5 protein-coding genes and 1 pseudogene are annotated in these 17068 nt (G+C 41.8%); 4 read left to right on the plus strand and 2 right to left on the minus strand.

Features of this window, described 5'->3' with window-relative positions; genetic code table 11:
- Positions 1-126 precede the first annotated feature (126 nt).
- Positions 127-1035 carry a UTP--glucose-1-phosphate uridylyltransferase GalU gene (gene galU / locus PCY07_RS07775; protein ID WP_003017488.1) on the minus strand — a complete coding sequence of 303 codons (909 nt, stop codon included), beginning with the start codon at positions 1033-1035 and terminating at the stop codon, positions 127-129.
- 45 nt (positions 1036-1080) lie between these two features.
- Positions 1081-2097, minus strand: coding sequence for an NAD(P)H-dependent glycerol-3-phosphate dehydrogenase (locus PCY07_RS07780; protein ID WP_003017482.1), 1017 nt, complete (start codon positions 2095-2097; stop codon positions 1081-1083).
- A gap of 272 nt (positions 2098-2369) precedes the next feature.
- On the opposite strand from PCY07_RS07780, the gene PCY07_RS07785 reads away from it, so the two are divergent.
- The 4 genes and pseudogenes from PCY07_RS07785 to PCY07_RS07800 all read left to right on the plus strand — a co-directional run.
- The gene (locus PCY07_RS07785; RefSeq protein WP_049487584.1) at positions 2370-3059 is read left to right on the plus strand and encodes a gamma-glutamyl-gamma-aminobutyrate hydrolase family protein; all 690 of its coding nucleotides are present in this window, start codon (positions 2370-2372) and stop codon (positions 3057-3059) included.
- 749 nt (positions 3060-3808) lie between these two features.
- Positions 3809-7534: a YSIRK-type signal peptide-containing protein gene (locus tag PCY07_RS07790; RefSeq protein WP_225901486.1), complete on the plus strand. Its 3726-nt coding sequence runs from the start codon at positions 3809-3811 to the stop codon at positions 7532-7534.
- A 79-nt stretch (positions 7535-7613) separates the two neighbouring features.
- A complete protein-coding gene (locus PCY07_RS07795; RefSeq protein WP_301356615.1) occupies positions 7614-14735 on the plus strand; it encodes a MucBP domain-containing protein in 7122 nt (2373 codons plus the stop codon).
- Positions 14736-15188: 453 nt separating this feature from the next.
- Positions 15189-17068 (plus strand): annotated as a pseudogene (locus PCY07_RS07800) (hypothetical protein); the annotation flags it as partial.

Raw genomic sequence — 17068 nt, forward strand, 5'->3', positions numbered from 1 at the left:
TGGAAGAGGCTGGGCGAAAAGTCCGGCTTCTTTTTTATAACAAAAAAGAGATTGGCTGTTTGTAAGGTAGCAAGACCCTTACATCTGTTGGCCAGTCTCTTTAGTATTCTTTGGATTTGTGAATGATTAGTCTGCAGTTTTTTCAGACGCTTCTAATTCTTTTCCGAGTTCGATAATATATTGTTTGAGATCATCTTTGACTTGAGGGTGTTTCAAGGCATAGTCGATCGAAGTTTTCATAAAGCCGAATTTATCACCGACGTCATAGCGATCTCCAGTGAATTCACGAGCAAAGACGCGCTGTGTTTTATTGAGCGTGTCAATCGCATCCGTCAATTGAATTTCATTTCCAGCGCCTGGTTCTTGATTTTCAAGGATCGCAAAGATCTCAGGAGTTAAGAGGTAGCGTCCAATGATAGCGAGATTACTTGGCGCATCCTCTGGGTTTGGTTTTTCGACAAAAGTTTCAACGCTATAAAGACCGTTAATCCCTTCGCCTTGAGGTGCGATCACACCGTAAGAAGAAACCTCTTCGTGAGGGACTTCCATCACAGCGATAGTTGACGCATGGGTTTCATCGTAGTCGTTCATCAATTGTTTGGTAAGTGGCAAGGCATCATCATTAGTGATGTCCATGAGGTCATCTCCCAGCATGACGACAAAAGGCTCGTTTCCAACAAAGGCCTTCGCTTGAAGAACCGCGTCTCCTAAACCTCGAGGGTGACTTTGGCGGATGAAGTGAAGATTGATCGCTGTTGTATCATTGACCAACTTGAGTAAGTCAGTCTTGCCTTTTTGCTCGAGATTGTATTCTAATTCGAAGTTAGAATCGAAATGGTCTTCGATCGAACGTTTAGCCTTCCCTGTTACGACAAGGATTTCCTCAATCCCAGATTTCAGAGCCTCTTCTACGATAAATTGGATCGTAGGTTTGTCAACGATTGGCAACATTTCCTTGGCCAAGGCTTTAGTAGCCGGGAGGAAGCGTGTCCCCAAACCAGCCGCAGGAATGACTGCTTTTCTAACTTTAGTCATATAGTTTCCTTTCTAAAAGGTAGGATTGATGTTAGGGTGGTTGACTTATTTCCACTCGTTTTCTTCTTTAAATTCATTGCTCATCATGTGGTGAATGGCTTCGCGGATATCTTTTCCTTCATAGATGACTTGGTAAATAGCTTGTGTAATCGGCATATAGACATCCAATTCTTGCGCCAGCTCATAGGCGACTTTTGTCGTAGAGATCCCTTCAATAATCATGCCCATGTTGGCTTCGATATCTTCTAATTTTCCCCCACGTCCGAGAGCATCCCCAGCTCGCCAGTTACGGGAGTGAACAGAAGTTCCGGTTACGATCAAGTCACCGACCCCAGATAAACCGCTATAAGTCAATGGGCTAGCTCCGAGTTTAACGCCAAGGCGCGTGATTTCAGCGAGACCGCGCGTGATGATGGCTGCTTTGGCATTGTCACCATAACCAAGACCGTGCAGGGCCCCAGCTCCGACAGCGATGATATTTTTCAAGGCTCCAGCAGTTTCCACTCCGATGACATCTGTATTGGTATACAGGCGGAAGTAGTGATTGCTAAAGAGTTCTTGAACATAGCGTGCAGCCTCTAAATCTTTTGAAGCTGCTGTAATGAGGGTGATATCCCGTACGATGGTCTCCTCTGCATGACTCGGTCCAGAGACGACCACTACCTCACTGCGAAGAGAAGCAGGAATTTCTTCTTCAAGGATTTGAGAAATCCGATCGTGTGTACCAGGTTCTAGCCCTTTAGAAGCGTGCATCACTGTTACAGGGTGATCTAGTGTTTCAGCGACTTGTTTTGCGACCAAGCGGGTCACCTTTGTAGGAACTACAAAAAGGATAGCGTCTACTCCGTCCAAGGCAGCTTTCAGATCAGTCGTAGCGGTAATTTGATCGCTAATAACGATGTCTTTAAAATAGCGTTGATTGGTATGAGCGGTATTGATTTCATCGATTTGTTCTTGGATATTTCCCCAGAGACGGACTTCATGGCCGTTATCATTGAGGACTTGTGAAAGGGCTGTTCCCCATGAACCAGGACCCAATACTGCAACGGTTTGTTTTTCCATTGTATCTTCCATTTCTATGTCTATTTTTCAACAAGGCTAGGAATCTAGCGCTTGCGCCTTCGAAACGGCCTAATGTGTGCCTTGAAGGACGATTCTATTTTCCTCTCTATTTTAACATAATATAGGTAAAAAAACTTGTATGATCATCAATTGTTTTGTGAGGAAGGTGAGGGTGATAAATAAAATTTATCACGGTTTTAAAAAATACATATTAGACACTATCACTAATGGGTGGTAAGATAAGTAGTAGTTAAAATGAAGGAGGAATGAATATGTGTAGAACAATTGTTGGAGTATCCGCTAATCTCTGTCCGGTTGACCCGGAAGGGAAAAACCTTCATTCCTCCGTGTCTAGTCAATTTGCGGAAGGGATCCGTCAAGCGGGTGGGCTTCCAATGGTCATCCCGATGGGAGATCCTTCCTTGGTTAAGGACTATGTTGAAACGATTGACAAATTGATCTTAAGTGGAGGCCAAAATGTCGATCCTAGTCTCTATGGCGAAGAAAAAACCATCGAGAGCGATGATTACAATATCGAACGGGATCAATTTGAGCTTGCCCTACTGAAGGAAGCAGTACGCCAAAACAAACCGGTTCTAGGAATCTGCCGTGGGGTTCAGTTGATCAATGTGGCTTTTGGAGGAACACTCAACCAAGAGATCGAAGGTCATTGGCAAGGTCTTCCATTTGGGACTTTCCATTCTATCGAGACTAAAAAAGGCAGTGTGGTGGAGCAGCTCTTTGGTCGGGCTAGTCGAATCAATTCTGTGCACCGTCAAAGTATCAAGGATCTTGCACCAAATTTCCGTGCAACTGCCTTTGATCCGCGTGATCACACCATCGAAGCCATTGAAGCAGTAGACGGTCATCGGATTATGGGATTACAATGGCATCCAGAATACTTGGTCAATGAAGAAGAAGGGAATTTAGAACTCTTCCGTTATTTATTACAGGAATTGTAATGCGCACACGAAGTTCTATAACGGAAGGACCTTTTATCAAGTAGAAAATGAATGTATAAAAGATTGAGCAACGGCCTTGTTCCTCGTTTTAAGAGGGACAAGGCCGTTGTTGCATTTTTGTAGGCTATCAAAAGATGAGTACTCTCCTCATAGTTTGATAGAAATGATTCACTGCTCATTACAAGATGAGAAAGGACTTAACGAAAATACTGTGGTTTATATGTGAAAAAAATGGCACACGAGAAATTGATGGGAAAAAGATCGTTTTTTGAAAATTTTGTTTGGAATGTTCATAAATTACTATGTAGTGAAAATAGACCAAAGGGAGAGTTTTCCTGAAGGAAATGTGGGAAAATGATATCGTTTTATCTCTCATCTGATTTTCTAATAATGTAGAAAGTTTAAAATAATCGTCGAAAGTTCTTATAAGATATGGGTAAAAAGCGAATGTAGAGGAGATGGAAATGCAAATGGAAGGAGGATTAAAAATAGTAGGAATAAAAAAACAAAGATCTATGATAGTATAAAATACATGTTTAAAAAAGTGAACCAATAGTTCTTAAAAATTATAATTTTTTAAAAACATTCGGTTTTTACTTTATATTTTTAAACAAATTTTAGAAAAAATGGTCAAAACCATATGATTTTGACAGAAGTTGTCACACATAGAATTATATCATGATATTTATGCTAGAATTAGTTTGAGTTTTAAATACTTAAATTTCAAAATGAAAAGGAGTTTTATGGACATGAAGGATATATTCAATCGACGCCAAAGGTTTTCCCTTCGGAAATATTCTGTTGGCGTTTGTTCCGTATTGTTGGGAACGGCCTTGTTTGCAGCTGGTACTCAGACGGTTTTGGCTGATGAAGTTGAAAATCCTGCTGACTCGTCTTCAGATGTAATTTCTAGTGAAGCGACATCGGACAAAGAGATTGCTCTTTCAAAACCGGTCACAGGGGAATCGTCTGCACCAACTTCGTACAATGTTGCAGCAGTTGTGCAACCTTCTGTAGCTACTGATTCGCAACATGAGGGTGATAAAGAAGCAGGGAAGGAAGCTACAGCTGAGCCAACTGAAACTGTATCTCGTGAAGCTACAGGTACAAGTGGTTTTCGTAATAGTGGTGAAGTAACTTCACGTGTAGTTTCAAACTGGAATGGTTTTGTTTCTGCATTGAATGATAATTCTATTCAGAATATCACCATTTCAGGAAACGTCGTAGCGACTGGAGACAATGGTAATACTGATAATGGTCGTGTGAATTCGGTTGACCGTACAGTTGCGATCAACTCACAAGGCCGTAATGTAGTTATCCAAGGTCGAAATGATCAAGCAAGCTTGGATCTATTATCAAATAGCTTGAAGTTTACAGGTTCAAGTGCATGGAATTTGGTCTTCAAGAATCTTCAACTTGCTACAGGTAACTCAAAAGGTGCTGTTGATCTTTCTTCAACAACAGGTGCCAATACCGTTACATTTGAAAATGTAAAAAGTCAAGGTTCTTCCCTTTATGGTGGTGGCGGGAATACCGACGTCATTGTAAAAGGGGAAACAAGTTCGACTGTTAGTGATAGCTACCGTTCTGCAAACGGTCAGACTCAGTATGTGCAACGGAATGTTGGATCTGCTGGGCACTCAGTATTGCGACGTGAAGCAAATATTCACGATGCTAAATCTGTCACAGTTGCTGACGGAGCGAGTTTGACCTTGAATCGTTCTTCACAAGGGGACGGTATCAACCTTGCAGGTGGTTCAACTGTTCGTGTGAATGATGGAGCAAGCCTCACTATTAACATGAATACGAACAATGGAACGGAAAGTGCTCGTTACCATAATGCTGGTATCTTCATGGAACATGGAGGAACGGTCGTAACTGGTAAAGATTCGAAACTTACTCTAAATACAAGCATTGGTCAGGCTATCTCACTTGGAATGGAACGTCCAGCAGATGGTTTAACCCACCTAGACCGTTGGGGAGGCTACGGAACAGGAAATGCCTTCCGTCGAAATGGAAAGAGTAGCCTTACCATTGGAGAACATGCAAGCTTCAATTTCACTGGTCGTGATGGATTGGTTTTTGGAAATAACGCAACCTTCACAACTGGAGAGAACTCACGCGTTCGTTTTGAAAACAAGGGGCGTGGAACAGCTATTGATTTTGGAGACAATTCACGTGTTGTATTTGGTAAGAAATCAACGAATACCTTCCACTCTGTAGGAAAAGGTCCTAAGAGTGGTGGAGGACCTTCAGGAAGTTACAATGCCTACAACTATATTGGTTTGAATGAAAATGGCTCTATTTTAGTAGATGATTATGCAACTTTCCGTGTTCAAATGGATAATCGTGGAGCCAATCCTTGGGATGATGTCATCAACTTGGATTCAAAACATGGTCGGAAAGATCAGCCGTTATTCCAAGCGAATAAAGGTTCAATTGTTGACGTTCGCGATGATAATACGGACTATTATGCAGAGCTCATTTCGGTGCCACTTGGTGCAAGTACGAATGTAGTCTTCCAATTCAATAATCCACTCTATGTTTCCTTTATGCGTTACACAAATTCTGAAGGACGCTCGGCTGGAGAGATTACAGGTAAGCTTCCATTTGGAATTGCCCAAGGAAACAATCCAGAACAAATTGGCCATGGTAACATTCTTTATATTTCCAATGGTTCAAGAGAATCTGGTAACCATATTGAATTTAATGGACCAACTGGTACTCGTGTAAACCGTGGTGCTGGTACTTATACAGTATACTCACTGAACCGTGATGGTCGAGATGTTGTGAGCAAAAACAGGATGAGTTCAGTTTGGACAGATATCCAAGGTGGGGCAATGAGTATTGCCGGCTTTAAACCTGGTGGAAAACCAGAAATCAATCCTAGCTCATCCACCTCTGTTCAAACAGGTTCTTCTTCAGGTGGGGTTCTTGCAACGGATAAGACATATGGAATTGATCCAGTCACAGCAAACCGCCAAAATATCTGGGTATCAAATGGAACAAGTATTAATCCACATGCGACTCATACAAATACGATTCGTTACGTTTACGAAGATGGTTCACCTGTATTAGATGCAAGTGGAAAACCAAAAGTTGTTGTTCAAACATCGGATTGGAAACGTCTATTAGAAGTTGCAATTGATCAAGATCAATTCAAGAAGGTGCTGAAGAGTTCCAGCGTAGCGAATGGGGATGAATTCTTAGCTGCCTATGGTAAGACAGAATATATCGTCCGTGATATTGATGGGGATGGCATTGGAGACACTGGCTGGCAACTTGCGGGTACTACAAATAGTAAGGCAACCTATGATACTGTTGTCTCGCCTGAAGTTGAAGGCTATAAAGCTGAAATTCTATCTACGAACGTACCAGGTTTGGCAGTGGGAACGAAAGCTAGCCGTGTAACGGTGACATTTAATCCTGCAAATATTAAAGATGATGTTGTTGTGACTCAAGGTGGTCGTCGCACAGTCTCAGAAACATATTGGCGGAACATTGTAGACAATGTCCAATTGACGAATTATGAGACAGTTGTCGTTTATAAGCAAGATAAGCAAAAAGCAAGTGTTAAATATGTTAACGTCACTTCAAATATCGAACTTGCAAAAGATGAGATGGAAGGCCGTGGTGGAGCTCTGATTGAGTACAGTACTGCTGATAGAATTACTGCTTATAAGAAAGCAGGTTATCGACTTCTTGAAGATGGCTTTACGAATGCTACGGACAAGCATTATGATACAAATGTGTCTGTTGACCAAGAATTTGTCGTTACTCTTGAAGAACGGATTGAACCGGTAACACCACAAGATCCGAAACCAGTTCCAGGTATTCCAGTAACTCCAGAGGATCCAGCTAGTTGGCCAAAAGAAGTCAAGGATATGAAAGAGCTGGAACGTACAGCGACGCAAACAATCCGCTTCAGAGAAGAAGAGAGTGGAAAAGAAGTCTTTAAGACGATTATTCGCAAGGTGACATTCGAAAGAACAGCTTATGTCAACTTAGTGACAGGACATATCGATTACTCTAATTGGCGTATTGGTAAAGTTGTGAATGAGGAGGGGCCGGTTCAACCTGTTGGGAATTCTTCGTCTGAAGTATCTCGCCCTCATGCGGTTGCACCTAAACCAAGTGTAAGAAGTTTGAAAGCTAATGCTCATTCTGTAGCACCTTCAAGCGCACCTACCACTTCAAAACTAGAAGTTTCAGAGGTTGTAGCAACTCCAGCGCCTGAAAAAGCAAGTGTTAGTCCGAAGGTTGTTTCACCGGCTCCGACTAAAGTTGTGAAGCCGACAGAGACAAAAGCTGTTGAGAGTCCAGCACCACTTGTACCAAGTGAATCACCAGCTGTTGAAAAACGGACAGTGGTTGGTCCGTCTCGTAAAGCACCTGTTACTGCGAATAAGCATGTTTATGTTGCGAAACCAGTGTTGACACGTGGTAGAAGCTCGCGTCGTCCACCAAAAGTTTAGGAAACATCAAGGAGGATTGGTTGTGCAGTTTTAAAAAGCTAGCACAGCCAATACTCAATTTGAAAAAAAGGAGAAAAAAATGAATTTTGATAGGAAACAACGATTTTCAATTCGGAAATACTCTATAGGTGTTGCTTCTGTTTTGATTGGATCAGTTTTAGCAGGGACAACTATTGCTTCAGCAGATACAGAAGTGAAAATTGATGATGCCTCAAAAGCACCTGTGACTTCGACTCAAGAAGCACCAAAGGTGTCGGCAGTTTCTGCTCAAGAAGCATCTACGCAAGAAGCACCTACTTATTCTGCTAATGCGGCTTTGGTATCTACTGAAAAAGCGGAAGCACCAAAGGTAGAAGCAAAAACAGAAACACCTGCTAAAGAACAAGCTTCTCAGGCAGAAGTGAAAGAAAATGCCAAGGATAGCAAGAACGAAGCGAAAACGGAAGAAACAGTATCAGAAGTAAAAGCACCTGAAACTGAAGTGAAATCTGAAGAGTCAGAAGTGAAGGAAGCTGAGAAAAAAGCAGATTCTACCGATAAAAAATCTGAAGATAAACCAGTTGATCTTAAGAAAGAGCAATTGGATGTAGATAAAAAAGTTCCTGGTCTTGATCTTAAGAATGCTACAGAAAATCCTGACGGCGGTTTTAATATTGCATTTTCAAAAGAAGCTCAAGAACAATATCGTTCTTCATTGGAAGCGTATATTGCAAGACGTCGTAACTACAATAGACGTAGTAGCTTCCGTGAAGCGGGGGCTGGAACGTCAGAAAATCCAGATTATGAGTTTAAGAAGGTCATGACACCAATCCTTCCTGGATTTTATGCAGATAAAGCCAGTATTGAGGCCCTAGTAGTCGATCCAGATCATTTGGAAGATTTCAACTTCGCAGTATGGTACAAGAAACTCGGATCAGTTGTATTGGTTGATGAGCAAGGAAACTATATCACCCCGACGGGAGAAATTGCTACAAACCAGGCTGATGTAGCACACAAACAATATGAGAATGATCCATCAGATCCAACTCGTGCCTGGTTTACAAAAGTTCCTACTGCCCCAACTGGCTGGGAAGTGAAACCGGGTCAAAATGTGTATGGTTATGATGCGGCGCGCCAAACGGTGAATCCAAACCAAAAAGATGACTTAGATGCGATCGGTAGAGATACAAAAATTGTCATTGTAAAACAAGCTCAAAAAGCGATCATCAAATATGTGAACGAAAATGGCAATGTAGAATTGAGCCGTGATGAAGTAGTCGGTAAATCCGGTGAAGCGATTGATTATAGCACAAACGAAAAAGTGAGCTCCTATCGTCGTCGTGGTTTTGAATTAGTAAGCGATGGTTTCTATGATGCAGCTAATAAGAACTTCGACTTCGATGCATCAGTGGATCAAGAATTTACTGTCGTTCTTCGTGAACGTATCGAACCAATCGATCCAGACAAACCAACTCCAACTCCAGATCAGCCGGTCGATCCAAAAGATCCAGATACACCAAAATGGCCAGATCCAGTCAAAGACGTTGTTAACAAAGATGATGTCACTCGTACTGTGAAATATGTCTACGAAGATGGCTCAAAAGCGAAAGAAGATGTGTCAGAAACACTTCGCTTCAAACGCTTCGCTTATGTCAACTTGGTAACAGGTCACATTGATTACCGTCCTTGGACAACAACAGATGACACCTTTGATGCCGTTACATCACCAGTGATTAAAGGTTACACAGCAGATAAATTGGTTGTGCCAGCTGTGTCAGGTGTACAAGCCGGAGCTGCAGATACTGTAGAAGTTGTAACCTACGTTAAAGATGCACAAAAAGCAATCATCAAGTATGTCAATGAAAAAGGCAATGTAGAGTTGAGTCGTGATGCAGTTGCTGGTAAATCCGGTGAAGCAATTGACTACAGCACAGCAGCTAAGATTTCATCATACAAACGTCAAGGTTACGAATTGGTAAGCGATGGCTTCACAAGTGCTTCAAGCAAGAACTTCGACTTCGATGCATCAGTGGATCAAGAATTCACCGTTGTTTTTCGTGAACGTATCGAACCAATCGATCCAGACAAACCAACTCCAACCCCAGACAAACCAGTTGATCCAAAAGATCCAGATACACCAAAATGGCCAGATCCAGTCAAAGACGTTGTTAACAAAGATGATGTCACTCGTACTGTGAAATATGTCTACGAAGATGGCTCAAAAGCGAAGAATGATGTTACTGAAACACTTCACTTCAAACGCTTCTCCTATGTCAACTTGGTAACAGGTCACATTGATTACCGTCCTTGGACAACAACAGATGACACCTTTGATGCCGTTACATCACCAGTGATTAAAGGTTACACAGCAGATAAATTGGTTGTGCCAGCTGTGTCAGGTGTACAAGCTGGAACTGCAGATACTGTAGAAGTTGTAACCTACGTTAAAGATGCACAAAAAGCAATCATCAAGTATGTTAATGAAAAAGGCAATGTTGAGTTGAGTCGTGATGCAGTTGCTGGTAAATCCGGTGAAGCAATTGACTACAGCACAGCAGCTAAGATTTCATCATACAAACGCCAAGGTTATGAATTGGTGAATGATGGTTTCACAAATTCTGTCAATAAGAACTTTGACTTTGATGCATCAGTGGATCAAGAATTTGTCGTAACGCTTCGTGAACGTATCGAACCAATCGATCCAGATAAACCAACCCCAACCCCAGACAAACCAGTTGATCCAAACGATCCAGATACACCAAAATGGCCAGATCCAGTCAAGGATATTGTCAATAAAGAAACTGTAACTCGGACAATCCATTATGTTTATGAAGATGGTTCAAAAGCGAAGGACGATGTTACTGAAACACTTTACTTTAAACGTTTCGCTTATGTTAACTTGGTAACAGGTCATGTAGAATATCGTCAATGGACTTCAAATGATCGAACATTTGACTCTGTGCTTACACCAACTATCAAAGGATATACGGCTGATAAAAATATGATCCCTGCTGTAACAGGGGTTGAACCTACTGCGCCTGATATTGAAGAAACTGTAACCTACGTCAAAGATGCACAAAAAGCGATCGTCAAATATGTCAATGAAAAAGGCAATGTTGAGTTGAGTCGTGATGAGGTTCTTGGTAAATCAGGTGATGCTATCAACTATAGTACAGCAACTAAGATTTCATCATACAAACGTCAAGGTTACGAATTGGTAAGTGATGGCTTCACAAGTGCTTCAAACAAGAACTTTGACTTTGATACAGCATTTGACCAAGAATTCACCGTTGTTCTTCGTGAACGTATCGAACCAATCGATCCAGACAAACCAACTCCAACTCCAGACAAACCAGTTGATCCAAACGATCCAGATACACCAAAATGGCCAGATCCAGTCAAAGACATTGTTAACAAAGATGATGTCACTCGTACTGTGAAATATATCTACGAAGATGGCTCAAAAGCGAAAGAAGATGTGTCAGAAACACTTCACTTCAAACGCTTCGCTTATGTCAACTTGGTAACAGGTCACATTGATTACCGTCCTTGGACAACAACAGATGACACCTTTGATGCCGTTACATCACCAGTGATCCCAGGTTACACAGCAGATAAATTGGTTGTCCCAGCTGTGTCAGGAGTACAAGCCGGAGCTGCAGATACTGTAGAAGTTGTAACCTATGTTAAAGATGCACAAAAAGCGATCATCAAGTATGTCAATGAAAAAGGCAATGTTGAGTTGAGTCGTGATGCAGTTGCTGGTAAATCCGGTGAAGCAATTGACTACAGCACAGCAGCTAAGATTTCATCATACAAACGTCAAGGTTATGAATTAGTGAATGATGGCTTCACAAGTGCTTCAAGCAAGAACTTCGACTTCGATGCATCAGTGGATCAAGAATTTACCGTCGTTCTTCGTGAACGTATCGAACCAATCGATCCAGACAAACCAACTCCAACCCCAGACAAACCAGTTGATCCAAAAGATCCAGATACACCAAAATGGCCAGATCCAGTCAAAGACATTGTTAACAAAGATGATGTCACTCGTACTGTGAAATATGTCTACGAAGATGGCTCAAAAGCGAAGAATGATGTTACTGAAACGCTTCACTTCAAGCGCTTCTCCTATGTCAACTTGGTAACAGGTCACATTGATTACCGCCCTTGGACAACAACAGATAATACCTTTGATGCCGTTACATCACCAGTGATTAAAGGTTACACAGCAGATAAATTGGTTGTGCCAGCTGTGTCAGGTGTACAAGCCGGAGCTGCAGATACTGTAGAAGTTGTAACCTACGTTAAAGATGCACAAAAAGCGATCATCAAGTATGTCAATGAAAAAGGCAATGTAGAGTTGAGTCGTGATGCAGTTGCTGGTAAATCCGGTGAAGCAATTGACTACAGCACAGCGGCTAAGATTTCATCATACAAACGCCAAGGTTATGAATTGGTAAGTGATGGCTTTACAAGTGCTTCAAGCAAGAACTTCGACTTCGATGCATCAGTGGATCAAGAATTCACCGTTGTTCTTCGTGAACGTATCGAACCAATCGATCCAGACAAACCAACTCCAACCCCAGACAAACCAGTTGATCCAAACGATCCAGATACACCAAAATGGCCAGATCCAGTTAAAGACGTTGTTAACAAAGATGATGTCACTCGTACTGTGAAATATGTCTACGAAGATGGCTCAAAAGCGAAAGAAGATGTGTCAGAAACACTTCACTTCAAACGCTTCTCCTATGTCAACTTGGTAACCGGTCACATTGATTACCGTCCTTGGACAACAACAGATGACACCTTTGATGCTGTTACATCACCAGTGATTAAGGGTTATACAGCAGATAAATTGGTTGTGCCAGCTGTGTCAGGTGTACAAGCCGGAGCTGCAGATACTGTAGAAGTTGTAACCTACGTTAAAGATGCACAAAAAGCGATCATCAAGTATGTCAATGAAAAAGGCAATGTAGAGTTGAGTCGTGATGCAGTTGCTGGTAAATCCGGTGAAGCAATTGACTACAGCACAGCGGCTAAGATTTCATCATACAAACGCCAAGGTTATGAATTGGTAAGTGATGGCTTTACAAGTGCTTCAAGCAAGAACTTCGACTTCGATGCATCAGTGGATCAAGAATTCACCGTTGTTCTTCGTGAACGTATCGAACCAATCGATCCAGACAAACCAACTCCAACCCCAGACAAACCAGTTGATCCAAACGATCCAGATACACCAAAATGGCCAGATCCAGTTAAAGACGTTGTTAACAAAGATGATGTCACTCGTACTGTGAAATATGTCTACGAAGATGGCTCAAAAGCGAAAGAAGATGTGTCAGAAACACTTCACTTCAAACGCTTCTCCTATGTCAACTTGGTAACCGGTCACATTGATTACCGTCCTTGGACAACAACAGATGACACCTTTGATGCTGTTACATCACCAGTGATTAAGGGTTATACAGCAGATAAATTGGTTGTGCCAGCTGTGTCAGGAGTACAAGCCGGAGCTGCAGATACTATAGAAGTTGTAACCTATGTCAAAGATGCACAAAAAGCGATCATCAAGTATATCAATGAAAAAGGTAATGTAGAGGTAGCTCGTGATACTGTTAATGGTAAATCGGGTGAAGTGATTGCCTACACCACTACTGATAAGATTAACGAACTCCATCGTAAAGGTTACGAGTTGGTAAGTGATGGCTTCACAAGTGCTTCAAGCAAGAACTTCGACTTTGATGCATCAGTGGATCAAGAATTCACGGTAGTTGTACGTGAACGTGTGGTACCAGTGGGGCCAGAGGATCCAGACCCAACTCCTGATACTCCTTACGATCCAACAGATCCAAATACACCAAATTGGCCGAAGAACGTCGATAAGATCCAAAATCGTCGGGCTATTGGAACACGTACAGTAACTTACTATGTGGAAGGAAATGATGGTGTAAAAGTACCGAAACCAGTCCGTGAACGAGTGGTCTTCGAGCGGATTGTCCTTGTCAACTTGGTAACAGGAGAAATGTCTGCACAACGTTGGAAGTTTGTTAGTGCAACTCCAATTTCAGATAATGAGCCAAATGCCTCACGAGCACGCTCACGTCGTTCCTTGGCAGACGCTCCTGTATCTCATACAGAAGTAGCAAGTTTGGCAAGAGCTACAGTGCGGACACGCTCGCGTCGCTCCTTGGTAGACGCTCCTGTATCTCATACAGAGGTAGCAAGTTTGGAAAGTGTAGCACCGCGGACACGTTCACGTCGTGCCTTAGCAGATGTACCTGAAACTAGTTCCGGTGATACTTACGAGTATAAACCAGTACCTACAAAAGTTCTCCCTGGATATTACGCAGATAAAGAAAGTATCCCATCATCAGTTACAGATGGAGACCATGTTGGTGACTTGCATTACGGTGTTCATTATAACAAACTGGGTCATATTCAATTAGTAGATCGAAATGGGAAAGTACTGTCAGAAGTTATCTATAGTAATGATACATCTAATCCGACAAGAGCTGCTGCGACTGAACTTCCTGCAATCCCAGCTGGTTACAAGATCAAAGAAGGCCAAACAGTCTATGGGTACGATGCAACTGCAGGAACTGTAGATCCAAATAATCCAACAGATCCAGATGCGATTGGTCGCAACACCACCATTCTTTTGGAACTTCAAGCTGTCCCTCGTCAAGAAACCAAAGTAGTTAATGAAACTATTCACTATAAAGATGCTATTACGGGAGAAACTCTGGCTCCAGATCATACAGACCAAGTAACTTTCCGTCGTGTGGTGATGGTAAATCCAGCAACCAATGAAGTCCTTAGTGCTACTTCTTGGGTTGCAGATAATGGAGACACAACTTTTGATGCAGTAACATCTCCTGTTATTGAAGGTTATGAAGCAAGTCCACTGGTGGTGGATGCCATCACTGGTTTAACAGCTGAAAGCAAAGATTTTGTGACAACTGTCTTGTATAGAAAGAAAGCTGTCCCAACTCCTCAACCAGATCCAGTGAAACCAGATCCAGTGAAACCAGATCCGGTTAAACCAGAACCAGTGAAGCCAGAACCAACAAAACCAGCAACACCTGATGCTCCAAAAGCACCAGCTTTACCAGAAACAGGTGTGACTGATGCAAGCACAGTAACTCTGTTAGGTGCTGCACTTGGTTTAGTAGGTTTAGCAGGTCTTGCAAAACGCAAAAGAGATGAAAATGAATAATTGATTGCCCAACCAAATTTCGGTTGAAGGGTATTATGCAATTATTAAGGAGAGAGTGGGACAGAAATCGGTAATTCGTTAGAATTCGATTTCGTTGTCCCACCTCCGCACAGTTGAGTAGGGCTGTAAAAGCTGATGAAATCAGCGTAGTAGAGCCCACTCAACCACTGCGTCTTGCTCGACAAACCAAAAACAATTGAGAGGCTAGGACTTTTGTCCCAGCCTCTTATTTTTGACCTTTTTCTACAGCAAAATAGGGTCCGTAATTTATATGGTAGTTTTATCCACTACAGAAATTATAGAGCCAATTTTTATAAGTACAAATAATTAGACATATGTAGTGATATTTGTTAAAATAAGTGGAATATAAAAAAAGGAGATTGTTTGATGTATTTTAATCGAAAGAATGCACAACAAAAAAACTGGCGGATGATTAAAAAAGGGAAGCATTTCTTGTTTGGTTGTTCGCTTGTCTTTGCGATTGGGGCTACTTTAGCTGCTCCAACAGTTAAAGCTGATAGTGTTGAAGATAAGGCTGAAGCTACAGTACCTACTTCATCGGAAGCCACTGGGAATTCAACTACCTATGTGGCTCCGGCAGTGACTACATCAACTGAAACGAGTACAGCTACTTCAGCAACGACAGCTTCAACAGGAGCTGAGACAGTACCGTCATTACCTTTAGTTGATAAAACTAAATTAGAGGTTGTTTTGGCACAAGCAAAAGCTAAAAACTTGGATGGTCAAGAAGCTTCAGTTAAAGCTGAAGTAGCAGCAACAATTGCAGAAGCAGAAGCATTAGTTGCTAACGGAACTGCAAGCCAAGCAGAAGTTAATCAAAGTGTTGAACGTTTGACACAAGCTATAGCAAGTGTTAAAGAAGTTGCTACAGTGACTACTGAGGAGGCGTCTGGAGTAACTACAGAAGCAACAACTACTACTAGAGTAAGAAATAGGCGATCACTTTCTGAGGGCACATCACGTGCAGTGGATGAAACAAGACTTGATCGTGTTACAGTAACGAAAGATAACTTTGATAGTTTCTTTAAAGAAGGTGGTACGGCAAATTATGATGAAACGTCTGGTACGATTAAATTAACAGATGATGTATCTGGTCAAGTTGGTAGTGCTTACCTTCGTTTCAAAATCGATCCTAAGGAAGACTTTACCTTTACTGGTAAGGTAGACATTGGTGATAAATATGAAGGACATAAAGTAAATGGTCGAGATGGTGGAGATGGAGTCGGTTTCGTTTTCCATACAGGGAATGTAGATACTATTGGTCAATCTGGTGCTTCCATCGGTATGGGTACTATTAAAAACGCCTTCGGTTTCAAACTTGACTCATGGCATAATACAAGTACTCCAAATGCTAGCGACAATGCGCCAGCTGACCCTAAATATGGTGGTAATGCATGGAGAAGTAATGCTTTTGGTGCCTTCTACTCATCAAATGCTGCAGGAAGAGTAACGACTATAGGTGATGCGAAAGTATTAAATCCAAGTCCAAATGGTCAATGGGTAGACTTTAAAATCGAATATAAAGGTCAAACAAAAGAGTTTATTGTAACTTACGGTTCTGAAAAATGGTCAACTAATTTGAAGACTGCAAATGCTTCAACCATTGCACCAAATGCTAAGACTGCTCTTAACAACTCAAATGCAACTTATGCTTTGTCATTCTTAGGAAGTACAGGTTCTGGTACCAACTTGCAACGTGTACAAATTGAAAAATTTGAGTTTACTGCACCACAAATTGTACAAGTAGCCTTTTATGATGAAGCGGGTAATGAGCTCGCAGCAAGTAGTGCGATCCCAGGAGATAGAGATCAAGTTGTTAATTTGAGTAATATCGAAGCAGTACAAAAAGCTATTACGAAAATAAAAGCAAAAGGATATACGCTTAAGGAAGTTAATTCTGATAAAGCAGAAACATATAACTCGGGAGCCAATACTGTAACACTTAGAAGTGGTGGACAGTTACTGAAGTATGTATTTAAAGAAGCTGATTCTAAAGGTGTTAAAGCTCCAACGACTAAGACACCAGTTCAAGATACAACAGCCTTAACTCAACCAGAAAAAGATGCCGTTAAAGCCGCAGTAGAAGCAGCGAACCCAGGAGCACAAGCGGAAGTATCAGCGAATGGTGACACAACCGTAACGTTCCCAGATGGTACAACAGCAACTCTTACAGGTTCTCAAACAGTTAAAGAAGCTGATTCTAAAGGTGTTAAAGCTCCAACGACTAAGACACCAGTTCAAGATACAACAGCCTTAACTCAACCAGAAAAAGATGCCGTTAAAGCCGCAGTAGAAGCAGCGAACCCAGGAGC

This window comes from Streptococcus sp. SP1 (genome assembly GCF_030440005.1).
Taxonomy (GTDB): Bacteria; Bacillota; Bacilli; order Lactobacillales; family Streptococcaceae; genus Streptococcus; species Streptococcus parasanguinis.

Coding starts and splice junctions, on each gene's coding strand:
- PCY07_RS07780 (WP_003017482.1), bottom strand. CDS start 2,097: ATGGAAAAACAAACCGTTGCAGTATTGGGTCCTGGTTCATGGGGAACA.
- PCY07_RS07790 (WP_225901486.1), top strand. CDS start 3,809: ATGAAGGATATATTCAATCGACGCCAAAGGTTTTCCCTTCGGAAATAT.
- PCY07_RS07795 (WP_301356615.1), top strand. CDS start 7,614: ATGAATTTTGATAGGAAACAACGATTTTCAATTCGGAAATACTCTATA.
- PCY07_RS07785 (WP_049487584.1), top strand. CDS start 2,370: ATGTGTAGAACAATTGTTGGAGTATCCGCTAATCTCTGTCCGGTTGAC.
- galU (WP_003017488.1), bottom strand. CDS start 1,035: ATGACTAAAGTTAGAAAAGCAGTCATTCCTGCGGCTGGTTTGGGGACA.